The following is a 24,808-nucleotide window of genomic DNA, read 5'->3' as shown; positions in this document are numbered from 1 at the left end:
GCCGAGGCTGCTCTTTTCTTCATTATATTCTATTTCTCTTTATCTGCGACCAACCCTTGGTAGAAGTCCAACCACAAGCCAGCTATACGATCTTCACTATAGAAGTTAGAAGCAGCAATGGCTTTGTCGACATAGACTTCTAATCGTTTAGGATTTTCTTTGAATTCGATGAGCCATTTGTCCATATCTTCTCGGTCAACTGCCGGAATATAATCGTCTTCAATAATAGCATGGTACAGGTCTAAGTCCCGCAACATGACCGGAGTTTGGGCTGAGAAAGACTCTAGAATAGCCATAGGGAAGAGTTCATTATAGGAAGGAAGTAAGAAAATATCAGCCATATTATATAAGGCATTCATTTTATCTCGGTCGACAATTCCAGCAAAAGTTAAGTTGGCAGGGGGATTATCATAGACTGCCTTGTATGTCTCATAGCCATCCGTAATCTTACCAAAGGAGAAGCCACCGGCCCACACAAATTTTATGTCTGGATGGTCAAGGGCCAATTGAATGAAATCATCAATGCCTTTACGTTTTTGAATTTGACCGACCCCTAAGATGACAAAATCGTCTGCGGCGAGACCATTTTCTTGGCGTGCCGCCAAACGGTGAGGTTCAGACATTTTATAAAAAGAAGACTTGGCCACAAAGTTAGGGATATAGGTAATCTTATCGGCGTCAAAGCCATAGCGTTTGACTAACTCATCCTTGAAGACAGGATTCACGACCACTAGATGGTCCATAGCCCGGTAGAAATTTAACAAATAATGTTTAAAGCCCCATTGGACGGGTGAGGCCAATTTAATCGACCCATCCAAGGTGTGGGGAAGGAAATGGACATAGCCCACCTTAACACCACGCCGCCTCCAATTTAAGGCAGCTAAATAATAGGGAAAATTAATGGTATGAAAATGGGTAATATCAGCCGGTTGGAATTCATTGTAACGAATATCCAATTGGTCAGGATAGTACTTAGTTAGCAGATTAACGAGTTCACGGTAGGCTGATCCTACCCCTTGTCCGGCCACGGATTCGGCTTGGGACATCATATTAATGGTAAGCATGAAGCAAGGCTCCTTCCTATTTCTTGCTCAAGTATACCATAAGGACTAGCACTGTCCATAGACTAGAGACGGATATAAGTCAATAAATCAGCAATTTATTTCAGATTAAGCGCCTTAGTTCACTAGAGCATATTCTTGTTCTTTAAGAGGACATGGGCTACAATGAAAACACAAAGGAGCGAGCCTATGCAAAAGAACCCTCAAAATAATTCCTTAAATCATCCACAAGATTATAAGCAACAAGTTAACCACCTCGCCCATCTAGTTGAGCAAGCTAAAACAGTGTGTGTCTTTACCGGAGCTGGCGCTTCCACTGAATCTGGCATTCCTGATTACCGGTCCCGCTTCGGTATTTGGACCAAGATGGAAGAAGAGGGGAAAGACCCTCAATACTTCGCCCACTATAAACGCCTCGTTGAAGATCCAGCAGAATTCTTTGGCCGCCGCATTGGCAACGGTCCAGGTCCTAAACCCAATCCAGGCCACTATGCCCTGGCCCAGATGGAGGGTGCTGGTAAAGATATCCGAATTGTGACCCAGAATGTAGATGGTCTCCACCAAGAAGCGGGCCACCGGTCCGTAGTTGAACTTCACGGTAGTCACCACCGTTGGTATTGTATGGGTTGTGACCGGCCTTATAAATTTCAAGAACTCCGCTATGACCACCAACACGTCCCACGGTGTTATATCTGTAATGGGGTGGTCCGTCCGGATGTGGTGTACTTTGGTGAGAATATTGATCCTAAAATTGTGGCCCAGGCAGAACGGGCGGTCGCTGCCGCCGACTTACTCTTAATTGTCGGCACCACCCTAGCCACTGGACGGGCCAAACGTCTAGCTCGTTCCTATACGGGCGGCCCAGTAGTGGTCATTAATTGCGATGAGATTTCAATTCAGCCGATTAAGGTAGATTTATTTATTCAAGCTGGCTTTGCCCAAGTGATGCAAGACTTGAAGACCCGCCTTGACCATATTTAAGTCGGTCTTCTCATCAGAAAATAACTTGTAATTATTTCATAATTTGTTTAAACTGAAGATTAGTAAATTTAAAGGAGTCTTTTTATGATACCTAAAGTAAAAAAAGCGATTATTCCAGCTGCCGGCTATGGGACTCGGTTCTTACCAGCTACCAAGGCCATGCCTAAAGAAATGTTACCAATTATTGACAAGCCAACCATTCAATACATTGTGGAAGAAGCTGTTGAAGCAGGAATTGAAGATATTATTATCATCACCGGTAAATCAAAACGAGCCATTGAAGACCATTTTGACCGAAATATTGAATTAGAAAATGACTTAGAAAGTAAAGGCAAGCTGGAAATGTTGGAATCCGTCCAACATGCCTCTAACTTAGCTAATATTTACTTCATCCGTCAGAAACAAATGAAGGGCTTGGGGGATGCTATCTATACCGCCCGTACCTTCATTGGCGATGAACCCTTTGCTGTCCTATTAGGGGATGATATTGTAGTTCATGAAGAAGGGGACTTACCTGCCATCCAACAACTGATTGAAGAATATGAACAAACGGGATCTTCTGTGATTGGGGTTCAAACCGTACCTGAAGACCAAACCCATCGTTATGGGGTGATTGATCCTATTTCTAAGGATGGCCGGCTATACGAAGTGGCCAACTTTGTAGAAAAACCCGCTCCAGGGACAGCTCCATCCAACCAAGCGATTATGGGACGTTATGTCCTAACTCCACAAATCTTTGATTATCTAGCTAAGAAAAAAGTAGGTGCCGGCGGCGAAATTCAACTAACCGACGCTATCCAAATGTTAAACCAAGTCCAAGATGTTTATGCCTATGATTTTGTCGGCAAGCGATATGACGTGGGTGAGAAACTAGGCTTCATTAAGACTACAATAGACTTTGCTTTAGAACGTGAATTCGCCGATGAAATTATTCAATATATGGAAGAAAAGTTACGGGACCTTAATAAAGCGAACTAGCAAATTATTTAGAAGAAGAAAAATCAGCTTTCAATAACAATGATTTAACTGCGGCAAACACTCCAGATGAAATCCAAGCAGTTGTAGATGCGGCCAAAGCATTAGATGAGGATAATAAACATTCTGATGAACCAGTTACACAAGAATATTCTGTAACGTATGAATACCATAAATTAGATGGAACAATTGAAACACTTCAAGCTGAAAGTGGTTGGACCGATTGGGACGCAATGCAACAAACATCAGTTGCTGTAGCAGATTCATTGGTAGCTGAATACGGTGAATATAATGTGGTTGCAAATGCTGATGGTTTAGTTTATGCCTTCACTGAAAAAGAAGTAGCTGCAGAAGAACAGACTTATAAATTAGTTGTGAATTCCGAAGACGCTCAAATTACTTCAGAATATACTGCATCTTCTGTAGAATTAGCAGGACAATACTTCAGAGATTATGTAAATAATAATGGTTTAGGTGATTTAGAATGGTCCTATGACCCAGCAACTTATACCTTCACCGCAACGGATGGATTGTAATCAATTTAAGAAGATAAGAAACTTCAAAAAGTGATATGATATATTCGTAAACACATTTAGTGAGTTTAGTAGAATTTTTATCTTCATTCTTTAAATTAAAACCATTTGAAGAATACTATATAATTTTTCAGAAAGGACTTCGGTCCTTTCTTTTTTTAGATTATTAATAAGAGTCTAAGGTTTGATTAAATTAAAAAAATTCAATATTCATACCATATGAAATGATTCTAAATTTATTATAGAATTTATTTAGAATAGGAAATAACACTCAATCTTACTTTAGATTGAGTGTTATTTTTTAAGGTAAATGTAGGTGAGGTGTAGCTAGTCAAGATACAAAATTTGGCTCACTCTTAAAATAAAAAGCTCTGCTAGGCCTATCTTATTGGTAGGTTTGGGCAGAGCAGAAGATGATTTTTGTTAGTGCATCCATTCCAAGACAGATAAGATCACGGGAATGGTTACCACTGAAAGAGCGGTCGACATGCACATCAGTTGGACCGGGAATTGATTGTGGTGGTCATGAAGGACGGCAAAGATAACCACCATCCCGGCCACAGGACAACTCACGCCAAGGACCAAGGATTGAAAGGCCACAGGTGATAGTGGGAATAGTTGAAGGACAAAGATACTAATCAGAGGGATAATTAGGTTACTTAAGGCAAAGCCTTGCCAAATGTGTTTACGTTTAAAGGCCGATTGGATTTGGGCGGTGGCAATGTTTGAACCAATTAGGATCATTGATAATGGGGTATTTAGACTGGCCAGGTAAGAAACCGGCTGGCCAATCAGGGTTGGTAATTTGAAAGAGGCGAGCCAGAAACCAATACCGACCACGGTCGCAATCATATTAGGATTGAGCGAAAGTTTTTTCAATTGAGCTTTCCAAGGTTCAGGATTTTTGCGGTAGAGAGTGATGCCATAGGTCCATTGGAAGAGGGTATAACCAATCAAGTGGATGACCATGAAGAGGACGCCATCGTCGCCGAGGACCGCTTGGGCCAAGGGAATGCCCATGAAGGAGGCGTTTGTAAATATGGTCCCGAATTTCAAAGCGACTTGATGTTCGGGGTTAGCCACTTTGGAGTCTCTAAAGCAAATTTCAGCGATAAGAATGGAAAGAAGATAGATGCTTGCGCTAGCTAAGGCAGCCCAACCAATCATCCGGAGCGTATCATTATCAAAGGGACGTTGGAAGACATTAATAATAACTGAAGGCATGGCGATATAGACTAAGATATTGGAAAAATCCTTTTGCGTTTCAGGTTTAATGAAGTGCGACTTGTAAGCGATAAATCCAATTGCCATTAAGAGACCCATAATAATTAGCTGTTGTCCAGCAAGCATAAACATAATTGCAGCTCCTTTTTAGATTTTCATAGTTACAATCATACACCATATACTATGAAAGAAAAGAGGGAATGTTGATGTAAGCGGATAATTATGAAAATAATTGATAAAAAAACGAGTAGCTCTAGAAAGGCTACTCGAAAATTTTTATCTAAAGGTTGGGTTTAGGGTTTTGGAAATTTCAACATATTTATCGTAGATCTCTTAGTAAACTGCGACATTGTCTGGATTAGGATAATAAATGTCCTTGAAGCTGATAAACTGTTCTGTCGCTGCTTCAATGGATGGCCCAATACCATTAGCAACACCAGCCAAGATTGCCCCACCCATGCAAGCGATATTTTCACTATTTGAGATGACTTTTACCGGCATGTTTAATACATCCGCCTTTTTATTATTTATGTTTTGTCTATGGGGATTATACAATTGTTTTTAATCGTTTTAAAACCTTCATTTGCCTGCAATTACAAGATATGCATGATCGTAGTCTCTTGGTGAGAACTCATGGGCGCAGTGAAAGTTGATATGCCCCATAATATTACTCAGTCAAATCAAGATTTAAACAGTAGTATTCCTAATTTTGCAGCAAAGAATGAGGTGGCTGAGATTGCAGCTTCAATGGTTGAAGATGGTGATTTTATTGCAATTGGTAGTGGCTCAACGGCTTTTTTACTAGCAAGTAAACTCCATGGCAAACGGGATTTAACGGTTGCAACGAATTCGGTTTATGTCGCTTATGAGTTAATGCAAGATAAAACGATTAATTTCAATATTTGTGGTGGGTCAATTCTTTCCCGGAATGGGGCTTGCAACGGCCCCTTTGCTGAATTGTATCTTAATGATATTCAAGTGGATAAGGCTTTTTGTGGTACTGATTCGGTGTCTTTGGAAAAGGGGTTTATTTCTATGGATGCTGATCCGCGGTCAGAAAGAGCCCAGTGTTTGGCCGGCAAACAACGCTATATGTTGGCTGATGCTAGTCAGTTCAAAAATCGGCCTTTTATTGAAAAAAATTTGTAATTTTAAGGATGTAGATGCATTTATTACGAATTCTAATTTGGATGATTCCTTAATGTCTAGTTTACGGGACCAGTAAGTAGACTTGATTATGGCAGTGAAGTCGCTCGATTAAGTTTGATGATTTTTGCTGAGAAAAGGATTTCTATTAAAAATGGCCTTAGAAAAAATTTCCTTATTAAAAGGAACTCAATAGCTGTACATTTGGGTTTGTTAATGCACAAAAAAACCACATCCATGCATCCAGTCTAGAACCAAAAGACCGTCCCTAGATCACTGAGCTAGGGGCGGTCTTAATGTTTTCCTGCTTTAAATTATTTTTGCTTTGGATGGGTAAAACGACGGATATCAATGATGGTCCAAATTAAGAGACCAATCATGGCTAGGATAATCCCAATAGAAATGACTTGGCTGAGGAGGAGGTCTTGACTTGAAGGATTGTCCCCAAAGAAGCCCGCTATCTGACTGGAGATTGAAATCAAGTTGAGGAGGGTAAGGATGATGACTGTTAGCCAACCCATGACTTTCACCCAGCGGGTATTTTTAAACTGATTGCCCATTTGGGCCGCTGAATCGGTCAACATTAAGAGGGGGACAATAGAAAAGGGTAAGGCCAAGGCCAGAAAGACTTGGGAATTGTTCATTAAATTGTTAAGGGCTTGGTGTTCGTCAAGGGACCCTTGGTGGGAAGTGATGGCGACACAGACAACTACCGGAATAATGGCAATTAACCGCGTGACCAACCGCCGTAACCATAAAGGCAAGCGAAGGTGGATAAAACCTTCCATGATCACTTGGCCGGTAATGGTACCAGTAATCGTTGAGTTTTGTCCGGAGGCAAGTAAGGCCACCGCGAAGAGGGTGGAAAGAACGCCAGACCGGGCGGCTTCCGCTAGGACAGGGTTACTTACCATGTCAGGATTAGACAAGGCTTGATAAAGACCAAAGAAGGAAGGGTCTTGGACAGCACCTGACTTAAAGACGGCCACCCCCATAATTAAGAGAAGGGCATTGACTACCATGGCTAAGCTTAATTGGATATTGGAATCCCAATTAGAAAAGCGGACGGCTTCAGCGACCTTGCTTGAATCAGTACGGTCAATCTTGCGACTTTGGGAAATGGCGGAATGAAGGAAAAGATTGTGGGGCATAATGGTTGCCCCAATAATCCCTAAGCTGGCAGATAGGGGTGTTTGGCCACCAATCTTAGGGCTGGTTTGGACACTGGCCCAGGAAGGGATGAGACCCTTAGCTACTTGATGCCAGGCTGGCTGAGAGAGAATAATTTGATAAAGGAAGACGAAGAGAATGACAAAAATTAGGCAGACGACTAGGGCTTCAATTTTACGGAAACCGATTCGGTTAAGAAGCAAGAGTAAGAAGACATCTAATACCGTAATCACAACGGCTAGGAAGATGGGAATCTTAAATAGGAGGTAAAGGGCAATGGCGGCTCCGATAACTTCGGCAATATCTGTCGCCATGATGGCTAATTCTGTGAGAATCCAAAAGATGAAGCCAAGACGGCGACTGGTCCGCGCCCGGATGGCTTGGGCCAAGTCCAATTGGCAGACAATCCCCAGTTTGGCGGCCATGTTTTGAAGAAGCATGGCTAAGAGACTAGAAATTACGATGATAGATAAGAGTAAGTATTGGAAGTTTTGGCCGCCCGTAATAGAGGTAGACCAGTTACCTGGATCCATATAGCCCACTGCGACAAGGGCACCCGGCCCAGAATAAGCCAGGAGAGTTTTCCAAAAGGAATGTCCTTCAGGGACTTCTACGGTACTGTTGATGTCGCTCAAGGAGAGATCTTGGGGTCTAGTCATAGTTTGGGATTGAGTTTCCACGATGGGTCCAGCTTTCTATTTTTTCTATATGCTGATTTTACTCTTTAGGCATACCTAAGTAAAGCAAAAAGTTAGCTATTCCTAAAAATATTTAGGTTGGGCTTATGTTTATAGGCTAAGCTTTTTGCTTGTCTGGTTTATTCATGATAAAATTAAAGTATATCAAAATATTTTAAATAAAATTATATAATAGGAGGAAGGGGCTGTGCTTTTATTCATAGTATCATTAGTTTTAATTTCAGCAATTGTGGCCATTAAGTTTTCTAACCGTTTTGGGGTGCCTTTTTTATTGCTCTTTTTCAGCTTGGGTATCTCCTTTAATTTTTTAGGCGTGGACTTTGAAGATTATGTCCTCGTGGATGAAGTGGCCCAATTGGCCTTATTAATCATTATGTTCTACGGTGGTTTTGGGACTAACTTGACCTTAGCCAAGCCTGTCATGAAGGCTAGTATACTCATGTCCACCTTGGGTGTTTTATTCACATCCTGTTTCACGGGGATTTTTGCCTTTTTTGTCTTAAGGGTTTCCTTACTTGAAGCCTTACTACTAGGATCTTTAATTGGATCGACTGACTTTGCTTCGGTTTATGCGATTCTTAAGTCGCAGAATCTAAATCTTAAATATGGGACCGCCTCGCTCTTAGAAGTAGAAAGTGGATCCAATGACCCCACCGCTTATACCATGACTATGGTTATTTTGGCCCTTTTAGCTGGGGGTGACCAGTCTATTCCTGGCTTAATCCTCAGTCAGCTGGTCTTTGGTTTGGGCTTAGGACTTGGGCTTGGCAAGCTCAGTCAATTGATTATTCAGAATATTTCTTTTGAGGAAGACGGACTTTTGAGCATTTTAATTTCAGCCATAGCAATTTTAACCTTTGCCTTGACCAGTCTCTTGGGTGGAAATGGTTTTTTGGCTGTTTATATCCTGGGGATTTATATGGGGCAAATTGAATATCAAAAGAAGCCAGAAGTGGTCTTCTTCTTTGAAGGGTTTTCTCGGATTATGCAAATTGGACTTTTCTTTCTTTTGGGACTTTTATCTAACCCTCAGCTAATTATTCAGGCCTTCCCTTATGCTTTAATTTTGATGCTTTTCCTGACCTTTATTGCTCGGCCCTTGGTGACGTTTGCTTTGTTAAAACCCTTAGGTCTGAAAAACAACCAAATTATCCTGATTGCCATGGCGGGTTTTAGGGGAGCGGCTTCGATTGCTTTTGCCATTATGGTGACTAACTATCCTATCCGATTAGAAAGTGATGTCTTTCATCTTGTCTTTGGGGTCTGTCTTTTGTCATCCCTTATCCAAGGCTCGCTAATGTCCTTCATCACCAAACGGGTCCAAATGCTTGACCCCAATGATACCGTCTATAATACCTTTAATTACTATAATGCCCGTAATCAAATCGGCTTTATTGAGATGAAAATTGAAGCCGATAATCCAATTGTCGGCCAATCTGTAGCAGAATTAAAGCTTGATCTAGCGGTCATTGTAGCCAAACTCATACGGGCGGGGAAGGTGATTGTACCCCGGGGGCATACCCGGATTCAAGCGGGAGATCGGTTAGTCCTAGGTGGCCAATCTTACTTTGATCCGAATGGGTCAGCCTTAACTGAAATTAAGGTGGCAGCCAACCATCCTTGGCTTGGCATGGCACTTCAAGATATTGAAATGGCTGATAATGAGCTGATAGTGATGATGAGGTCTGCTCAGGGTGAATCGATTGTACCGCAAGGGGATACCGAAATTCATGCAGGGGATAAGTTGATCATCTTACGGAATAAACGGACCTGAGCTAGGCTTTTCCAGGCTCAAATAGATGCGAAATTTAGCTTATCCTAACAAAATTTAGGCGAATAGAAAAATTTAATGAAATCGATTACTATTTATGGTATGCTAGGCTCATAAAAATTTGCTTGAACAAAAAGCCAGAGCTGTTAATTGAAAATAAATTTAGGAGGATGTGTGTGGCAAAGCACCTGTCTTTTCTGTTTTTTCAAAGCAGGTAACGAGCTTGTTTTGTTCAGGTAAAAAGGAGGAATTGTAATGAAAAAGATTTATCTTTTTTGTAGTGCCGGGATGTCAACATCCTTAGTGGCTGCGCGGATGCAGGCAGCAGCGGATGCCCATAAGTTACCCTTGGATATTCAAGCTTTTCCAATCGCTAGCATGGACACGACCGTAGCTGAAACTAATCCAGATATGATACTTTTAGGCCCTCAGGTTAAATTCAAATTTGATGAAACCAAGGACAAATATGCTGATCAAGGGATTCCAGTATCCGTGATTGATGCCAAGGATTATGGCAATGTCGATGCCGAACGGATTTTGAAACGGGCGCTCTTAGACCTCAAAGAAAGCCGAGGTAAGTAGGATGTTAGAAAAATTAGAAAAAATCTTAGCACCTCTTTCTGAGAAACTCTCCAATAACCGGGTCTTAACAGCCATTCGGGATGGTTTCCTTGTTACCACGCCACTCTTAATTGTGGCATCTGTCTTCTTGGTTATTACTAACTTTCCAATTCCTGGTTATTCAGAATTTATTGGTCAATTTTTAGGAACAGGTTGGGAAGATTTTTTAAATCCAGTGATTAACTCAACCTTCTCCATGATTGCTTTAATTTCAGTGATGGGGATAGGTTATGCTTATGGTAAACAATTAGAGGTTGACCCAATTGCTTCGGCAGCGGTTTCCTTAGTCGCTTTTTTGATTTTGACACCACAAAGCCATAGTGATTTTGTCAATGCGGATGGGGCTGCTTTTAATGGCTTGGCCCTATCCAATCTAGGGTCTGCTGGTCTTTTCTTAGCTATGATCACGGCCTTACTTGCGGTACAAATTTTTGCCTATGTGAAGAAAAAAGGCTGGGTTATTAAGTTACCAGATGGGGTACCACCCGCTGTAACCAATTCGTTCGCGGCTTTGATTCCATCTGCCTTGGTTATGTTAGTATTCTTAATTATTAACATTATCTTCACCTTTACCCCTTACCAATATGCTCATAATTTTATTTATAAGATTTTGCAAGCACCATTAATGGGCTTTGGTCAATCCTTTATTTTCGAACCTTTATATCAATTCTTGTCTACCCTCCTATGGTTCTTTGGTATCAATGGGCCAGCGGTAACCAATACGGTCTTCTCCCCAATCCACTTGGCCTTAACCACTGAGAACTTAGAAGCCTTTAAGGCGGGTCAAGCTTTACCAAATATCTATACCCAACCATTTGGAGATTTCTTCGCTAACTTTGGTGGGGGCGGTTCAACCCTAGCCTTAGTCTTATTAATGACCTTCATGGGTAAATCTCAACGGATGAAACAATTGGGTCGTTTATCTTTAGTCCCAGGTATCTTCGGTATTAATGAAATGGTTATCTTTGGTTTACCAGTGGTCTTAAATCCAATTATTTTAGTGCCATTTATTTTGACTCCATTGGTTAATATTATCTTAGCAACGTTTGCGACCATGTCAGGCTTAATTCCTTATACTACTGGGGCCTCCTTGCCATGGACGACACCGGCCTTCTTCTCAGGTTGGTTATCTACAGGGTCAGTTATTGCAGGTCTTTTACAAATCGTATTAATTGTGATTGATTGTCTTATTTATTATCCTTTCTTCAAGGTCCTCGACCATCAATATATGAAGGATGAAAATCAACCACTTGAAGACGAACTAGATGAATTAGATGAACTATCCTTAGATGATTTTTCAATGGAAGATTTATAGGATATAATAGTGTCACTTCGTATGGGACAGCTCAGACAATTAAACTTGTCCGACTGTCCTTTTTTGTCAAAAGAAAGAGGGATGAGTATGTGGGCAATGATTGCAACTTGGCGGATGGCCTTGGAAGGGGTCCAGGACGCCGAATTGATTCTCAAAAATGGGGGTACAGCGAGTGATGCGATTGAGACTGCCATCCAGGCGGTGGAAGATTTCCCCTACTTTAAGTCAGTCGGCTATGGCGGTCTGCCTAACCGGAAGATGGAAGTGGAGCTGGATGCGGCCTATATGGACGGTCAGACTTTAGGCTTTGGTGCAGTCTGCGGTATCCAGGATATTGCCAATCCCATTTCCGTGGCCCGACGCTTGAGTCGGCTGAAGGCTAACAACGTTTTAGTGGGGCAAGGAGCCCGAGACTATGCGATTGCGCAAGGGTTTGAAACCAAGGATATGTTGACCGACCGGGCGCAAATACATTATCATAATCGGCAAAAACAATTAGGTCTCGACGACAATTTGGTACCCTATTCCGGTCATGATACCGTGGGCATGGTAGCTCTTGATCAGGCTGGTCTTATGGTGGCCGGCACCTCGACTTCCGGCTTGTTTATGAAAGAACCGGGTCGGGTCGGTGACTCGCCTTTTATCGGGTCTGGCTTATATGTGGATGCTCAAATTGGCGGGGCTTCAGGGACTGGTATGGGGGAAGATATCATGAAAGGGATTCTTTCCTATGAGATTGTGCGGTTGATGAAGGCCGGCAAGTCAGCCCAAGAAGCTTGTCAAACGGCAGTCTTTGATTTTGAGCGAGACATGGCGAACCGGGGAACATCAGTTGGCGATATTTCCATGATTGCTTTGGCCGCTGATGGCAGCTGGGGTGTGGCTTCGAATATTGATAATTTTTCTTTTGTGGTGGCTCTACCTGACCAAGGGAGTCAAGTCTATGTCACCCGCCGTCAAGGGGATACCATGATCCATGAACTGGCCAGCCAAGCCTGGTTGGATAATTATATGGCAGAACGGACCAAGCCTTTAGAGCGGTTGTAATGGGTTAAGTTGGTGTTAGCTTGGGGACGCTGATTGGTTAGTGCATTGATTAGTTTCAATGCACAAATAATCGCGCTACAAAGAATCAAAGATAAGAGTAAAAGGGTGGACTCATCATCTTAAAGCTACCAATCTAAGACCAAAAGGTAAATTCGCAACGGTGAATTTTTATAGCCCCTTAAATCTAATCAAAAGGTAGTTTCGCCCAGATGAAGTTTCATAGACTAAAACCCCAACCTAACTAAAACCCCAACCTAACTAAAACCCAGAAAGAAAATGAAGTTTTATTAAAAGAAAGAAGGAAATAAGAATGCCAGAAAGTATTCGCCAGCAAATCCAAGCCCAGGTTAAAGCAAGCCAAGCAGCTCTGGTCGCGGCTTTGCGGGATTTAGTAGCCATTGAAAGTGTACGGGGAGAAGCAAGACCACAAGCACCCTATGGGCCGGGTCCCAAGGCTGCACTAGACAAGGCACTGGAAATCGCCCACACATTAGGCTTTCAGACCAAAAATATTGACAACAAGGTGGGTTATGCCCAATATGGTCAAGCAGACCCCAATGACCCTCAAGCATATTATGGGATTTTTGGCCATGTGGATGTGGTGCCTTTAGGAGAGGGCTGGAAGCATGGTCCTTTGGCAAGCGAAATTGAAGCTGGCCGGATTTATGGTCGGGGTGTGCTGGATAATAAGGGACCCATTTTGGCGAATCTTTTTGCCCTTAAAATATTAAAAGACCTTGGGGTTGAATTCCCGATTCCGGTACGGATTGTCTTCGGTTCTAATGAGGAGACTGGCTTTGATTGTATCAAACATTATTTGACTAAGGAACCAGCCCCACGTTTTGGTTGGACCCCAGATTGTAAATGGCCGGTGGTCTACGGCGAACGAGGTCGTCTGCAGGTCCGGATCCTGGCTGAATTAGAGGTTTTAGACAGTCTATTCAATTTTGTGAACAGTCATATCCTTCAAGCGCCCGCTTCGGGTCAAGCTCTAGGGGTAGATTTTAGCGATGATGATTTTGGTCAAATGATTATGCGGGGCTACCATTTTGGCATGACTGACCAAAAGCAAGCTTTTTTCCAATGGTCCTTATCCTATCCGGGTGTTACCAGTCAGGCGGAGATTGTTGCTGCTATCCAAGAAGGCTTGCCACAAAACCTATCCTTAGAAGTCATCCATAATTGGGATCCGATTTTATATGATAAAGATTCCCTTTATGTTCAAACCTTGCAAAAAGTATATTGTGAGGTGACTGATTTAGAAGCAGAACCAGTGACGACCACAGGTGGAACCTATGCCAAATTAGTACCGAATATTATTGCTTATGGACCATCGTTCCCAGGCCAAAGAGATATTGCCCATTTACCGGATGAATGGATGGACTTGCAGGACCTAGAGACCAATACCTTAATTTATTGTTTGGCCTTATATGATTTGGCCCAATTATAAATTCTGCTGCCTGATTCTAATCCACTCTTTAAGCTAAAGCTAAGTCACTTTTAATGTACTAAGCCTCTCCAAATGTATATAATAAGAACAGTAATAATTCGAATGAAAGCTATTTATAATTTTTGTTCGTATTGAAAATGATGCTTTTAGATATAAAGGAGAACGTTGATTCATGAAAATTACCGTTGCTGGTACTGGTTATGTGGGCTTGTCTTTGGCTGTCTTATTGGCCCAACACAATGAGGTCACTGCTTTGGATATTGTCCCTGAGAAAGTGGAAATGATTAATCAAGGGATTTCCCCGATTGAAGATAAGGAAATTTCTGATTTTTTAGCCAATAAGGACTTAAATTTAAAGGCAACCCTAGATGTTGAAGCGGCTCACCAAGCGGCTGAAGTCTTGGTCATCGCCGCGCCAACCAACTATGATGATGAGACACATACTTTCGATACCTCTGCGGTAGAATCTGTCATTGAAGATGCCTTACGTTTGAATCGGCAAGTGCTGATTGTGATTAAATCAACCATTCCGGTGGGCTATGTCAAGTCAGTTCGGGAAAAATATGGCGTTGAAAATATTATTTTTTCACCTGAATTCCTCCGTGAGGGTCGCGCTCTTTATGACAACTTACATCCGTCCCGGATTGTAGTGGGGGACACTGGTCAACGTGGCCAATTGTTTGCGGATCTCTTGAAAGAAGGGGCTGTGGACCAAGATGTTGAAGTGCTCTTGGTGGGACCAACTGAAGCAGAAGCCATTAAATTATTTGCCAATACCTACTTAGCTCTGCGGGTGTCTTATTTTAATGAATTGGATACTTATGCTGAAATGCATCACCTGAATGCTAAGGAAATTATTGAAGGTGTTGGCTTAGACCCTCGGATTGGTAACCATTATAATAACCCTTCTTATGGGTATGGTGGTTATTGCTTACCAAAAGATACTAAGCAATTGTTGGCAAATTACGGGAACGTGCCTCAAAATATGATTTCTGCGGTGGTCGAAGCCAATAAGACGCGGAAGGAACATATCGCCCACCAAGTCATGAAATTTAATCCTCAGACAGTGGGAATCTACCGCTTAACCATGAAGGCAGGCTCTGATAATTTCCGCCAATCAGCCATCCAAGATATTATCAAATTGTTGATGGGTGAAGGGATTGAAGTTATCATTTATGAACCAACCGTCAAGGAAGATATGGTCATCAATTGTCCAGTTATCCATGATTTTGATCAATTTAAGGCCCAATCAGATGTTATTTTGGCCAACCGTTATGACGCTAGCTTGGATGATGTCGAAGACAAGGTCTATACCCGCGACCTTTTCCATAATAATTAATTTGTTTATTTGGATAAAAATTGGTAAATAGTCAAATCGGTTTTGGTCTGTCCTTTTAAGGTGATTGAGTCAACATATTAATCTACCAATTTAAAGTTAGGCTGGGCTTGGGCCCAGCTTTTTTAGAAATGGAGGAAATATAATGTTAATTGAAGCCTGTGTGGGCTCTTATGAAGATGCTGTCATGGCAGCCGAGGGCGGGGCCGACCGGCTGGAGTTTAATTCGGCTTTAGCCTTAGGTGGTTTGACGCCTTCTTATGGGGCTTTTGTTTTGGCGCGGCAAGCAGTCACTATCCCCATCATAGCTATGGTTCGACCTCGTCCCGGTGGTTTTTCTTATTCTGAAGAAGAGAAAGCGGTCATGCTCGCTGATGCTCAGTTCTTGCTAGACCAAGGAGCAGATGGTTTGGTCTTCGGATGTCTCAAAGAAGATGGTTGTTTGGATGAAGACGCTAACCGAGCTTTGATTGACCTTTGCCATAAAGCCGGTAAAGAAGCTGTTTTTCACCGGGCCTTCGATGTGGCGGCCGACCCTTGGACGGCCGTGGCTGACTTAGCTGTTTGGGGTTGTGACCGGATTCTGACTTCCGGCCAAGCCGTGACTGCCCCTGAGGGCGCCGATTTATTAGCACGGTTAATTCAAACTTATGGCGACAAAATTGAATTCTGTCTAGGTTCTGGTGTTAATGCGAATAATGCTTTAGCACTGGCAAACCAAACTGGAGCCAACCAACTTCATGCCTCCTTTGGGAAGTGGCGTCAAGATAAGACTAGTCACGGCCAGGGCGGGGTAGACTTCGGCTCTGGAAGCCAAGGAGATTATCAAGCTTTAGATATCAGCAAATTAAAGGCAATGGTGGATTTATTTAAGTAGGTTAGAGATTATAAAAAAGGTTAGGATCAAAAATGAAATTTGATCCTAACCTTTTTTGTTTGATTAACTCATTTTGTGGTAGTGTGCATTAAACTTCTTCAATGCACATAATTCAGTATTCTTGTGCATTGAAGTCTCCCAAGGCACACAATCTAGCTTTTTAAAGTATCTAACCTACAAGCCCAATGATTTTTTGGCCAGACGGTCGACGACTTCGTTATATTCGACTCCGGTATGAGAGTCGACATGGCAGAAGTGTAAGTTGATGCGGCCTTGTCGCTCTTGAAGAAAGTTTACATAGAGTTGGGAAATCGGTTTTTTGGCGGACCAAGCACCAGTCGCCCAAGCTTCAATGCCTTGGTAATCGTAATAAATAAAAGCTGTCGTTACCGCTTGGTCTAACAAATAGTCAATAGCGGCCATAATCCCACGGATTTCCCCCGCCACATTGCGGGCGTCAATGTATTGGTCGGGGCTGAAGCCTTGGCAAAGTTGATGGGGGGCCTGCTGGGGCAAGAAAATCAGCCCACCATAACCATAGCGGGGGCGGCCATCATGATTGGTAAAGGATCCATCGACAAAAACCACTGCTTGCCCGGGTCTTAGTTGGTCGATTTGATTTTGAATTGACTGATTAAGTTTATTTTTATTTTTGCGGGCGGCAGAATGGGGCTGGGGGGCCACACTCGAAATCCCCCCTTGCAGAAAAGCTTCTGCCTCGGCTTGACTAGGGAATGATTTAAAGACCGCCCCAGGGAAACCTGAGGTTTGTTTTTGACAGTCGGCCCAGGTCCGGTAGATGCCGGGTTGCCGCCCCTTACGAACGGCATAGTATTTTTGTTTCGCCATGACCTTCCTCCTTTGATATCTGCCTTATCTTATCATATTTACATAGAATTTACAGACCTGACTATCTCTAACAAAAAATCCGTCAACTTTACATAGAATTGATAATTAATTTACAAAGCTTTTGTATACTATAAACAAGTAATTATGAAAGGGTTTTGTTATGCGTTTAAGACTATTTGGAGACCTACACTATTCTAAGAATTATTTACAGTTAGCAGATTTTGAAGCTAAGCGGGACATCTATTTTGCTAAATTTTTTGAGAAATTGTTTGAAGTTGAGGCGGATTATTATATTTCCTTGGGGGACTTGACCAATACCGGTGACCTATGTGAATGGCAGGGAGTATACGATCTCTTGCGAAAACACCAGGCAGTGGACCACTTTCTTTTAACTGTGGGCAACCACGATGCCTATAGTTTAACCAAGGCCCAGCTAGAAGAATTTCTGGCCCAGCCACTTTACCGGGCAATTGAAGTTGATGATTATTTATTAATTTTCTTAGACACCAGCCGGGAAAAAGACTTCTTTGATTGGTCGGGTTACCTTGACCAGGACCAATTGACTTGGTTAGAGAATTTATTAAACAATCATCGTGATAAGCATTTAATTGTCTTCGGCCACCATCCACTTTATAATACGACTCTGTTTTCCAATACCGAAAAAGCGTCGGTGGTTCCGCAAGTTGGGCTGAAGGAAATTTTGGACCAGCATCTTAAGCCGAGCTTGTATCTCTGTGGCCATGTGCATGCAGATTCGATTGTTCATGAAGGGCAGTGGACCTATATTCAATTAGCGGCCGTCTTAGACCAGCCTTGTGTCCGTGAATTGGAAATCAGTGATGGCCAGGTGTCGATTTCTTCATATAACTTAGATGAGACGGACCGTCAAAAAGGTACTTGGTTGGGTGCCAATATGGCTTACTTTAACTTAGTTGACCGCGGTTTCCAGGGACTGCATAACCGGAATCTTGAGTTTGACTGGGAGGATATAATTTATTGAGGAAAAAATACTCGGTGTAATCATTTATACCCTATAAAGTAGAAGGTCTAAGCTGAGCTCGCAATTGGGCTCAGCTTTTATCACTAAATAGAAATCAGCTATAATTTACCTTTACCCCGCTCATTTTTAGCAAGTCTATGCTTTTGTGCTTGCTTTTGGTATAATAAGGCAGAATTATTTGATGGAAGGGGGAAGACAATGATTTGGTATCTTATGTTGATGGTCGCTTCGGTATTTCTAGGGTCAAAAGTATTGGCCATTTCGACACCCTTAGCTCAACTGACTCTTTACCGGGTTCTCGCCCTAGGTATGATTCCCTTAACCCTCATCCATTTAAAGCGGGGTAGTCAAAAATTAAAAATAGTCTCGTCTTCAACTGCCACTTATGGTTTAGCCGTTTATAGTATTTGGTGGCTCTGGGCTTTGATGACGGTCTTTTGGATCATCAACTTTAAGACCTATATCCAGGCCATGTTCCTTTTGACCTTGGGGGTCATTGCAATTTGGTCCCTTTATATCTATGTCAATTCGATGCAGGATTGGTATCGCTTGGCCCGGGTCATTTGGATTATGTTGACTCTTCTCTTAGTTTGGGGCTTTTTTGAAATCCTCACCAACCATTATTTTCTAGCAAATATGGCTAAACTGGATAAGAACGGGACCTTTGCTAGTCAGCCTCTAACCCGGATGCCGATTACAACCTTTGAGAACCAGAATGATTTTGGAGTTCTTCTCTTAGCCTATTTCCCCTTAAACCTGATTTGGGCTGCCCGGTCCAAAAGCCAGTGGATTTCCTTGTTCTATCATGGCTTAAGCCTTTTGAATGTTTACCTAATTTACCGGACCCAGTCGCGGATGGCTTTAATTACCGTGGCTCTCTTCTTTATTGTATATGGTTTATCTTTCTTAAAATGGGATTTGAATGGCAAAAAATTGCTTAAAGTTTGCTTGGTTGGTCTAGTGCTAGGTATGATTACAATTTTTGCACTTCCCCCCCTGCGTGAAAAAGTGTCTGCCCTGATTTATCTAGGAGGGGTCGGCGACATCTCAGCGGACGGTGTCCGCATCAATTTATGGCGGAATGGTTTTATTTTCCTTGGCCAGACCCTGGGTCTGGGGGTGGGTGCAGGTCAAGTGGAGTCTTGGATGGTTGAGTTTGGATTTCTCAATACAGAAGTTATTGTGAATATGCATAATTGGTGGGTTGAAATCTTAGTGACCTATGGACCCCTGGTTTTTGCGGGCTATGTCAGCTTGTATCTTTTGATGATCCGGTCCTTATGGCAAACTCGAACTAAACAGTGGAATTCCCATAGGATTATCCACCATAGCCTCCTTGCCTTTCTTATTGCTTTTTCTGTAGCTCTGGTGACATCAGCCTCGAATATGTTGATTGAATGGCACTGGGTTTATTTTGCCTTTATCTTAGCCTATATCAAATTAAGTGAACAAGCGGGTGGCATCACCCCTATTGAAAGTGAGGAGTAATCAATGAGTATCACCACCTTATTAGCAGAATTGTGGCGTTTTTTAAAGGATAATCTATTTCGGATTATCTTGGGCGCTCTAGTCTTTGCCGGCCTAGCTGTTGGAGTACGGTTTGCCTTAGATCACTTGATTCTTAATAAAAACCAGGTAGCCTATAACTACCTAGAGCAAGTTTATCAGAGCGAACCGGCTGAATTTCAAGCCATTGTTACTATTGATGATGGGTCGGTTTTTAATAACTCTTATGTTTTTGACCAGTATTTTACCTCTGAAGCAGTGGTCAAGAAAATCGAAGCAAAGACCCAGGTTCCTATTTCTAAAATGCTGCAAGCAGAAAAAGACTTGGAATTACGGAAGTCTAGTGAGTTCCGGGGAGGTATTGCTGGAATCCGGGATACTTCATCTAGTGCCATAACTTTTCGTTTTGTCGTGTCACCAGACCCGAACGAAAATCTCAAAGTTGCTCAAGCCTATGCTGACTTATTAGAATCTGAAGATAAACCCTTTGGCGATAAACAGGCCATCACTATGATTACTGAGCCTCAAATTGGTGAATTATTGGATCCTAAATTAACGCCTGAAGTTGAAACAGCTACAGCCTTGAGCCCTTATGGTCATACCTCGCCGGTAATGTTTGGAGTTTATGGGGTGGCAGGCTTTGTGGTAGGGATTTTCTTAACGATTTTGATTCTTTTTATCCGGCAGTTGATGCGGAAGCAAATTGTTTATGCTTTTGACTATGCCTGGGACTTCCATGATCGTCAAATCCTTGTAGCCGCAAAAGATAAGGGACAAGCTAGTCCCTTAGTTGACCGTTTGTTAGGTATCTTAGCCATTCCTTATGGTCACCGTCATTTAGTTGTGACCCAGGGCGATAATAATTTGGAAACGGAAAAAATCCAAGTCCTTAACGAAACCACCCAAGTGGTGAATGACTTAGTGACCGATCAAGCTTCCTTAGAAGAGATTGATGAGATTGTCATTTTGATTTATTCTAATCAAACGTCTAAAGCTTGGTATAAAGCTCAAAAAGAATTAGCTGCCTTGTATCGTAAGCCATTAAGGATTATTCAAGTGGTATAAATTTTTCTTGTCAAAAAGGACTAGCCATTATTTAGGTTAATCCTTAATCTAGGAGCTAGTTTGACCTAGTCGGTACATTTAGTTGATGATAGGGAGCGGTTATATGAAGCGGAAATCATGCGATTCTGCTTCATACCTGCTCTCTTTTTATATATAGCCCTAGACCAGTATAGGAAAAACTAATAGGGTCCATAAATTAATTTTATTGGAAAAAAACAAAGAAAGCCTTTACAATAGGTGTGTCATGTCTTACCTATGCGAAATTGTCTTTCTTTTTAGCAAAGGAGAAGTATATGAATCAGAGTAAAGGAGGTCTTATCATGGATAAGGCATATTATAAAAGTATGTTCATTTCAATTATTACCCCTGTCTACAATGCTGAGGCCTTTTTGGATGAAACCATCCAATCCGTCCTGGGTCAGACTTACCCGCATTTTGAATATTTATTGGTTAATGACTGTAGTCAGGATCGGTCGCAAGAAATCATTGAATCATATCAATATGATTCCCGGATTCGCCTCATTAATTTGGAAGAAAATTCTGGCGCCGCAGTAGCACGTAACAGGGGACTTGAGGCTGCCCAAGGTCAATACATTGCTTTTATCGATTCAGACGATGTCTGGTCACCTAATAAATTAGCCGAGCAGTTGGCCTTTATGGAACATGAAAAATTGGCTTTTACTTATACGAATTTTGCCCAAATGAGTCAGGATGGTCAGATTACCAAGGAAAGGATCAAACTACCTAAACAATTATCCTATACGGATTTACTCAAAAATACAGCCATTGCTTGTTCAACCGTGATGATTGATCGAACCATCGTTGGGGATTTTCAGATGCCTTTGGTCCGTAAGGGACAAGATACCGCAACCTGGTTGATATTGATGCGGACACGGGGGATTAAGGCATATGGCCTAGATAGGGTCTTAAATCACTATCGTAAAGTCGAAGGGTCTATTTCTTCTAATAAGCTAGGGGCTCTAAAACGTACCTGGAATACTTATTATAATCTTGAAAAGCTACCCTTACCTAAAGCAATTTATTATTTTACCTGTTATGTCTTTAATGCGGTTGCCCGCCGTATCTAAGTTATCCTTCAACTTAAATGACAGCAAAATTACAGAAGTAGTCATTGTGAGGTAACTTTTATTTCATTATTACATCACTATTACAGTCTAATGCCGCTCTCTTTAAAAAGGTGGAATTAGACTATTTTTTAGGAAAAAATATGCTAAAGTATTTTCTATCAAGAAAAACAAGGGAGATATATATGAATTTAAAGAAAAAAATAATAATGGTTTCCTCACTTGCAATTTTGATGTCACCCATGGCACCAACTCTTGCCTTAGATTGGCAAGCACGTACAGTGGACCAAGTAGTTGCTGACTTAGTCAGCGATAATAATCATGGCTTAACTTATACCATTCAATATGGGGATACACTTTCTGTCATTGCTGAAGCGATGGACTTTGATGTAGCGGTCTTAGCTCAAGTAAATGATATTGTTGACGCTGACCTAATTTTTCCAGGGACTCAATTGGAGACATCTTATAATGCCGACCAAGAAGCTGAATCTGTGACGATTACGGCTCCACAAGAAGATGGAAGTGCCGATCAAGTTGCGGAAGTAAACCTGGAAGACCAAGAAGTGACGTTTAATGGTCAAAGCTATGACTTGGATGTCAATGAAAGCGACCAAGCGGGCGGCAACCTAATAGAGCCTGTCCAAGAATGGGTTGCTCCAGATGAAGCTAGCCAAGAAGTGGCAGAGACTCAAGCAATCGTCGACCCAGTTGATGAATGGGTGGCACCGACTGAAGCTGAAGCAAGTGCAGCTGAAAATGATCAAGCTGAACTTGATGTGGCGGAAGTTACTGAAGAGGGTGAAAATGCTGCTGCTGAGGTTGAAGCGGACGGGTCGGATCAAGCACTTGTTATTGACGAAGTCGTTGAACCGATTGAAGCAGAAACGAGCGAAGAAGCAACTACTCCTGACGAATCTCAAGCCATTGAAGATGCTCTTGTTCCCGCTGAGTCAGAAGTGAGTGAAGAAGAAGTTGCACCCGCTGAAACTGAAACTCCAGAAGAAGTGGTCCCAGCCGAAACTGAAACGACTGAACCAGAAACACCAGCAGAACCGGCCTATGATGCTAATCTTGATACATCTGGTTTACAACCACAAGCTGCTGCTTTTATGAATGAAGTCGCAAGTATTTATGGTATTACATCATTCTCAACCTACCGTCCAGGAGACCCCGGTGATCATGGTCAAGGTAAGGCCGTTGACTTTATGGTGCCTGAAAGTTCAGCTTTAGGTGACCAAGTGGCTCAGTATGCAATTAGCCGTGTTGGCCAAGATGTTTCTTATGTTATTTGGAAACAACAAATTTATGGTGATTGGACCGGAGGCGCTTGGGAACTAATGGAAGACCGTGGCTCAGTCACCGCCAACCATTATGACCATGTCCATGTGTCATTCTATTAGCAAAAATTATTAACCAGTAAATTTGAAGAGATTGGGCTTTGCCCAATCTCTTTTTTTATGCTGTCGGTTAGGTAGCGGCTGCCTCATGGTGACCGACCCCTTTAAAGATGGGGATTCATCCAATAATTCCCACCAAGCAGAAAATCCTCAAAACCCTAAAGGTCTTTCTTATGGGGGCGACTTTAAAGGGGTGACTGAGAATTTAGATTACTTGGCCGATTTAGGCGTTACAACTATTTGGTTAACCCCAATCGTACAAAATATTAACCAATCTATATCTTCACCAGCTGGGGATGAGTTCTATGCTTACCATGGCTATTGGGCCAGCGATTTTGAAAAAATCAGTCCAAACTTAGATACCGAAGCAGAACTCAAGACCCTTGATTGACGAAGCGGCTGACCGAGGCATTGCCATTATGGTGAATGTGGTCTTAAACCATGTTGGCTATGGTGTCGACGGGGTCGACGGTTCAATTACCGATCCAGAGATTTTAGACCGCTTCAAAGGGATGATATGGAAAGAACCTGTGGATGCCAATACGGATAAAATCCATTGACGGTAAGTATTATATATAGTTGCGAAGAATCAACTCTTGGCAAGTCAAAAACCAAATCTTTGCACCATCTCTCCAGCAGAAACACCCGCACAGTTACTCCATGATTTTTACAGAAATTCTCACCAAGCAATTGACATTTAAAACAGTAATTGTTACGATTTTAAAGATGAAGCACTCGCACAGCGAGTGCTAACTTTTAATAAAAGGAGCAGACTATGAAAAAAATAAATCGACTCGTACTAGCAGTCTTAATGACTCTCGCAACCATCCTACCTTTGAACCGAGTGCAATCCCAAGCGAAAGACTTAAATATTGTTACGTCTTTCTATCCTATGTATGCTATTACCTCTGAAATTGTGGGGGACTTGCATGAAGTGAAAATGATTAATTCAGGCAAGGGAATCCATGATTTTGAACCATCTGCCGCAGATATTAAAGCTATCTATAACGCCGACATTTTTATCTACAATTCTAAATCGCTAGAATCTTGGACCAAAAATTTGGAAGCCAACAAGGGTGACCATAAGGTGCAAATGATTCAAGCCACCGAAGACTTAGAACTCAAGAAGGTACCGGGCCTTGAAGATATGGAGGTCATGGAAGGTAAAGATGAATCTAATTTATATGATCCACATTCTTGGTTAGATCCAATTGAAGCAGGTCGAGAAGCCCAAGTGATTGCGGACCAATTAGCCAAAATTGACCCAGATAATGCCGACCATTACCAAACCAACGCTAAGGCCTTCCAAGATAAGGCTCAAGCCTTGGTGGACAAGTATACACCAATTTTTGACAAGGCTAAGTTAAAAACCTTCGTGACCCAACATACGGCCTTCTATTATTTAGCTGAACGCTTTGGCTTAAAACAATTGGGTATATCAGGTATTTCCTCAGACCAAGAACCCTCTGCCCGTCAATTAAATGAAGTTATTCAATTTGTTAAAGAAAACAATGTAAAAACGATTTTTGTAGAACCTAATATTTCCAATAAGGTGTCGCAAGTGGTCGCCCAAAATACAGGGGTCGATGTGGTTGAAATGAGCCCGCTCGAGTCTGACCCTCAAAATGACCTAACCTTCTTAGAAAATATGGAAGCCCAATTGAAAGTTCTATCAGATGTCTTAAGTAAATAGGAGGAATT

The 24,808-nt window shown here is 42.0% G+C and carries 24 protein-coding genes; 19 read left to right on the top strand and 5 right to left on the bottom strand.

Annotated features, from left to right (window positions below):
- Positions 1–29: 29 nt before the first annotated feature.
- Positions 30–1,064: a glycosyltransferase family 4 protein gene (locus HMPREF9257_RS05900; RefSeq protein ID WP_006418301.1), complete on the bottom strand. Its 1,035-nt coding sequence runs from the start codon at positions 1,062–1,064 to the stop codon at positions 30–32.
- Between the two features lie 186 nt (positions 1,065–1,250).
- Between HMPREF9257_RS05900 and HMPREF9257_RS05895 the strand changes: the two genes are divergently transcribed.
- The 3 genes from HMPREF9257_RS05895 to HMPREF9257_RS05885 all read left to right on the top strand — a co-directional run bounded on the left by HMPREF9257_RS05895 (position 1,251) and on the right by HMPREF9257_RS05885 (position 3,553).
- On the top strand, positions 1,251–2,042 hold the full coding sequence (locus HMPREF9257_RS05895; protein WP_006418192.1) for an SIR2 family NAD-dependent protein deacylase: 792 nt from the start codon (positions 1,251–1,253) through the stop codon (positions 2,040–2,042).
- Between the two features lie 84 nt (positions 2,043–2,126).
- Positions 2,127–3,020 carry a UTP--glucose-1-phosphate uridylyltransferase GalU gene (gene galU, locus HMPREF9257_RS05890; RefSeq protein ID WP_006418208.1) on the top strand — a complete coding sequence of 298 codons (894 nt, stop codon included), beginning with the start codon at positions 2,127–2,129 and terminating at the stop codon, positions 3,018–3,020.
- Between the two features lie 230 nt (positions 3,021–3,250).
- A complete protein-coding gene (locus tag HMPREF9257_RS05885; protein ID WP_006418556.1) occupies positions 3,251–3,553 on the top strand; it encodes a hypothetical protein in 303 nt (100 codons plus the stop codon).
- 420 nt (positions 3,554–3,973) lie between these two features.
- On the opposite strand, the gene HMPREF9257_RS05880 is transcribed toward HMPREF9257_RS05885, so the two are convergent.
- On the bottom strand, positions 3,974–4,906 hold the full coding sequence (locus HMPREF9257_RS05880; protein WP_006418398.1) for an AEC family transporter: 933 nt from the start codon (positions 4,904–4,906) through the stop codon (positions 3,974–3,976).
- Between the two features lie 201 nt (positions 4,907–5,107).
- Entirely contained in the window at positions 5,108–5,275 is a 168-nt protein-coding gene (locus HMPREF9257_RS09260) for a hypothetical protein (protein WP_006418262.1), read from the bottom strand.
- 132 nt (positions 5,276–5,407) lie between these two features.
- On the opposite strand from HMPREF9257_RS09260, the gene HMPREF9257_RS05875 reads away from it, so the two are divergent.
- The gene (locus HMPREF9257_RS05875) at positions 5,408–5,923 is read left to right on the top strand and encodes a DeoR/GlpR family DNA-binding transcription regulator (protein ID WP_006418132.1); all 516 of its coding nucleotides are present in this window, start codon (positions 5,408–5,410) and stop codon (positions 5,921–5,923) included.
- A gap of 311 nt (positions 5,924–6,234) precedes the next feature.
- On the opposite strand, the gene HMPREF9257_RS05870 is transcribed toward HMPREF9257_RS05875, so the two are convergent.
- Positions 6,235–7,749 carry an Nramp family divalent metal transporter gene (locus HMPREF9257_RS05870; RefSeq protein WP_040466753.1) on the bottom strand — a complete coding sequence of 505 codons (1,515 nt, stop codon included), beginning with the start codon at positions 7,747–7,749 and terminating at the stop codon, positions 6,235–6,237.
- 226 nt (positions 7,750–7,975) lie between these two features.
- On the opposite strand from HMPREF9257_RS05870, the gene HMPREF9257_RS05865 reads away from it, so the two are divergent.
- The 7 genes from HMPREF9257_RS05865 (at position 7,976) to HMPREF9257_RS05835 (ending at position 16,205) form a co-directional block, all read left to right on the top strand.
- Entirely contained in the window at positions 7,976–9,562 is a 1,587-nt protein-coding gene (locus HMPREF9257_RS05865; protein WP_006418579.1) for a potassium/proton antiporter, read from the top strand.
- Positions 9,563–9,814: 252 nt separating this feature from the next.
- On the top strand, positions 9,815–10,141 hold the full coding sequence (locus tag HMPREF9257_RS05860) for a PTS sugar transporter subunit IIB (protein WP_006418218.1): 327 nt from the start codon (positions 9,815–9,817) through the stop codon (positions 10,139–10,141).
- A 1-nt stretch (position 10,142) separates the two neighbouring features.
- Positions 10,143–11,495 carry a PTS sugar transporter subunit IIC gene (locus HMPREF9257_RS05855; RefSeq protein ID WP_006418397.1) on the top strand — a complete coding sequence of 451 codons (1,353 nt, stop codon included), beginning with the start codon at positions 10,143–10,145 and terminating at the stop codon, positions 11,493–11,495.
- Positions 11,496–11,582: 87 nt separating this feature from the next.
- On the top strand, positions 11,583–12,542 hold the full coding sequence (locus HMPREF9257_RS05850) for a glycosylasparaginase (RefSeq protein ID WP_006418506.1): 960 nt from the start codon (positions 11,583–11,585) through the stop codon (positions 12,540–12,542).
- 310 nt (positions 12,543–12,852) lie between these two features.
- Positions 12,853–13,992, top strand: a complete 1,140-nt coding sequence (locus HMPREF9257_RS05845) for a Sapep family Mn(2+)-dependent dipeptidase (protein WP_006418380.1) — start codon at positions 12,853–12,855, stop codon at positions 13,990–13,992.
- 172 nt (positions 13,993–14,164) lie between these two features.
- A complete protein-coding gene (locus tag HMPREF9257_RS05840) occupies positions 14,165–15,331 on the top strand; it encodes a nucleotide sugar dehydrogenase (RefSeq protein ID WP_006418303.1) in 1,167 nt (388 codons plus the stop codon).
- A 142-nt stretch (positions 15,332–15,473) separates the two neighbouring features.
- Complete coding sequence (locus tag HMPREF9257_RS05835) at positions 15,474–16,205, top strand: copper homeostasis protein CutC (protein ID WP_006418306.1); 732 nt, start codon at positions 15,474–15,476, stop codon at positions 16,203–16,205.
- 174 nt (positions 16,206–16,379) lie between these two features.
- Here HMPREF9257_RS05835 and HMPREF9257_RS05830 read toward each other — a convergent pair whose 3' ends face one another.
- The gene (locus HMPREF9257_RS05830; protein ID WP_006418165.1) at positions 16,380–17,054 is read right to left on the bottom strand and encodes a ribonuclease H1 domain-containing protein; all 675 of its coding nucleotides are present in this window, start codon (positions 17,052–17,054) and stop codon (positions 16,380–16,382) included.
- Positions 17,055–17,214: 160 nt separating this feature from the next.
- On the opposite strand from HMPREF9257_RS05830, the gene HMPREF9257_RS05825 reads away from it, so the two are divergent.
- The 8 genes from HMPREF9257_RS05825 to HMPREF9257_RS05795 all read left to right on the top strand — a co-directional run bounded on the left by HMPREF9257_RS05825 (position 17,215) and on the right by HMPREF9257_RS05795 (position 24,800).
- Positions 17,215–18,054, top strand: a complete 840-nt coding sequence (locus HMPREF9257_RS05825; protein WP_006418572.1) for a metallophosphoesterase family protein — start codon at positions 17,215–17,217, stop codon at positions 18,052–18,054.
- A 198-nt stretch (positions 18,055–18,252) separates the two neighbouring features.
- Positions 18,253–19,542: an O-antigen ligase family protein gene (locus HMPREF9257_RS05820; protein ID WP_006418293.1), complete on the top strand. Its 1,290-nt coding sequence runs from the start codon at positions 18,253–18,255 to the stop codon at positions 19,540–19,542.
- Positions 19,543–19,545: 3 nt separating this feature from the next.
- Positions 19,546–20,625: a YveK family protein gene (locus tag HMPREF9257_RS05815; protein ID WP_006418535.1), complete on the top strand. Its 1,080-nt coding sequence runs from the start codon at positions 19,546–19,548 to the stop codon at positions 20,623–20,625.
- A 320-nt stretch (positions 20,626–20,945) separates the two neighbouring features.
- Positions 20,946–21,713: a glycosyltransferase family 2 protein gene (locus HMPREF9257_RS05810; protein ID WP_006418450.1), complete on the top strand. Its 768-nt coding sequence runs from the start codon at positions 20,946–20,948 to the stop codon at positions 21,711–21,713.
- A gap of 182 nt (positions 21,714–21,895) precedes the next feature.
- Complete coding sequence (locus HMPREF9257_RS05805) at positions 21,896–23,110, top strand: LysM peptidoglycan-binding domain-containing protein (protein WP_006418214.1); 1,215 nt, start codon at positions 21,896–21,898, stop codon at positions 23,108–23,110.
- An 85-nt stretch (positions 23,111–23,195) separates the two neighbouring features.
- Positions 23,196–23,498 carry an alpha-amylase family glycosyl hydrolase gene (locus tag HMPREF9257_RS09450; protein WP_006418353.1) on the top strand — a complete coding sequence of 101 codons (303 nt, stop codon included), beginning with the start codon at positions 23,196–23,198 and terminating at the stop codon, positions 23,496–23,498.
- Positions 23,491–23,667, top strand: a complete 177-nt coding sequence (locus HMPREF9257_RS09445) for a hypothetical protein (protein ID WP_006418350.1) — start codon at positions 23,491–23,493, stop codon at positions 23,665–23,667. Before HMPREF9257_RS09450 ends, HMPREF9257_RS09445 begins: the two co-directional genes overlap by 8 nt.
- A gap of 215 nt (positions 23,668–23,882) precedes the next feature.
- Complete coding sequence (locus tag HMPREF9257_RS05795; protein ID WP_006418458.1) at positions 23,883–24,800, top strand: metal ABC transporter solute-binding protein, Zn/Mn family; 918 nt, start codon at positions 23,883–23,885, stop codon at positions 24,798–24,800.
- The last annotated feature ends 8 nt before the right edge of the window (positions 24,801–24,808 follow it).

Source organism: Eremococcus coleocola ACS-139-V-Col8 (genome assembly GCF_000183205.1).
Classification (GTDB): domain Bacteria; phylum Bacillota; class Bacilli; order Lactobacillales; family Aerococcaceae; genus Eremococcus; species Eremococcus coleocola.
The sequence above is the reverse complement of the archived record's forward strand: the minus strand, read 5'-3'. Positions and strand labels throughout refer to the sequence as shown.

Excerpts from the sequence above, each read along its gene's own strand:
- HMPREF9257_RS05900 (WP_006418301.1), bottom strand. The coding sequence starts at position 1,064 with ATGCTTACCATTAATATGATGTCCCAAGCCGAATCCGTGGCCGGACAA.
- HMPREF9257_RS05895 (WP_006418192.1), top strand. The coding sequence starts at position 1,251 with ATGCAAAAGAACCCTCAAAATAATTCCTTAAATCATCCACAAGATTAT.
- galU (WP_006418208.1), top strand. The coding sequence starts at position 2,127 with ATGATACCTAAAGTAAAAAAAGCGATTATTCCAGCTGCCGGCTATGGG.
- HMPREF9257_RS05885 (WP_006418556.1), top strand. The coding sequence starts at position 3,251 with ATGCAACAAACATCAGTTGCTGTAGCAGATTCATTGGTAGCTGAATAC.
- HMPREF9257_RS05880 (WP_006418398.1), bottom strand. The coding sequence starts at position 4,906 with ATGTTTATGCTTGCTGGACAACAGCTAATTATTATGGGTCTCTTAATG.
- HMPREF9257_RS09260 (WP_006418262.1), bottom strand. The coding sequence starts at position 5,275 with ATGCCGGTAAAAGTCATCTCAAATAGTGAAAATATCGCTTGCATGGGT.
- HMPREF9257_RS05875 (WP_006418132.1), top strand. The coding sequence starts at position 5,408 with ATGGGCGCAGTGAAAGTTGATATGCCCCATAATATTACTCAGTCAAAT.
- HMPREF9257_RS05870 (WP_040466753.1), bottom strand. The coding sequence starts at position 7,749 with ATGACTAGACCCCAAGATCTCTCCTTGAGCGACATCAACAGTACCGTA.
- HMPREF9257_RS05860 (WP_006418218.1), top strand. The coding sequence starts at position 9,815 with ATGAAAAAGATTTATCTTTTTTGTAGTGCCGGGATGTCAACATCCTTA.
- HMPREF9257_RS05855 (WP_006418397.1), top strand. The coding sequence starts at position 10,143 with ATGTTAGAAAAATTAGAAAAAATCTTAGCACCTCTTTCTGAGAAACTC.
- HMPREF9257_RS05850 (WP_006418506.1), top strand. The coding sequence starts at position 11,583 with ATGTGGGCAATGATTGCAACTTGGCGGATGGCCTTGGAAGGGGTCCAG.
- HMPREF9257_RS05845 (WP_006418380.1), top strand. The coding sequence starts at position 12,853 with ATGCCAGAAAGTATTCGCCAGCAAATCCAAGCCCAGGTTAAAGCAAGC.
- HMPREF9257_RS05840 (WP_006418303.1), top strand. The coding sequence starts at position 14,165 with ATGAAAATTACCGTTGCTGGTACTGGTTATGTGGGCTTGTCTTTGGCT.
- HMPREF9257_RS05835 (WP_006418306.1), top strand. The coding sequence starts at position 15,474 with ATGTTAATTGAAGCCTGTGTGGGCTCTTATGAAGATGCTGTCATGGCA.
- HMPREF9257_RS05830 (WP_006418165.1), bottom strand. The coding sequence starts at position 17,054 with ATGGCGAAACAAAAATACTATGCCGTTCGTAAGGGGCGGCAACCCGGC.
- HMPREF9257_RS05825 (WP_006418572.1), top strand. The coding sequence starts at position 17,215 with ATGCGTTTAAGACTATTTGGAGACCTACACTATTCTAAGAATTATTTA.
- HMPREF9257_RS05820 (WP_006418293.1), top strand. The coding sequence starts at position 18,253 with ATGATTTGGTATCTTATGTTGATGGTCGCTTCGGTATTTCTAGGGTCA.
- HMPREF9257_RS05815 (WP_006418535.1), top strand. The coding sequence starts at position 19,546 with ATGAGTATCACCACCTTATTAGCAGAATTGTGGCGTTTTTTAAAGGAT.
- HMPREF9257_RS05810 (WP_006418450.1), top strand. The coding sequence starts at position 20,946 with ATGGATAAGGCATATTATAAAAGTATGTTCATTTCAATTATTACCCCT.
- HMPREF9257_RS05805 (WP_006418214.1), top strand. The coding sequence starts at position 21,896 with ATGAATTTAAAGAAAAAAATAATAATGGTTTCCTCACTTGCAATTTTG.
- HMPREF9257_RS09450 (WP_006418353.1), top strand. The coding sequence starts at position 23,196 with ATGGTGACCGACCCCTTTAAAGATGGGGATTCATCCAATAATTCCCAC.
- HMPREF9257_RS05795 (WP_006418458.1), top strand. The coding sequence starts at position 23,883 with ATGAAAAAAATAAATCGACTCGTACTAGCAGTCTTAATGACTCTCGCA.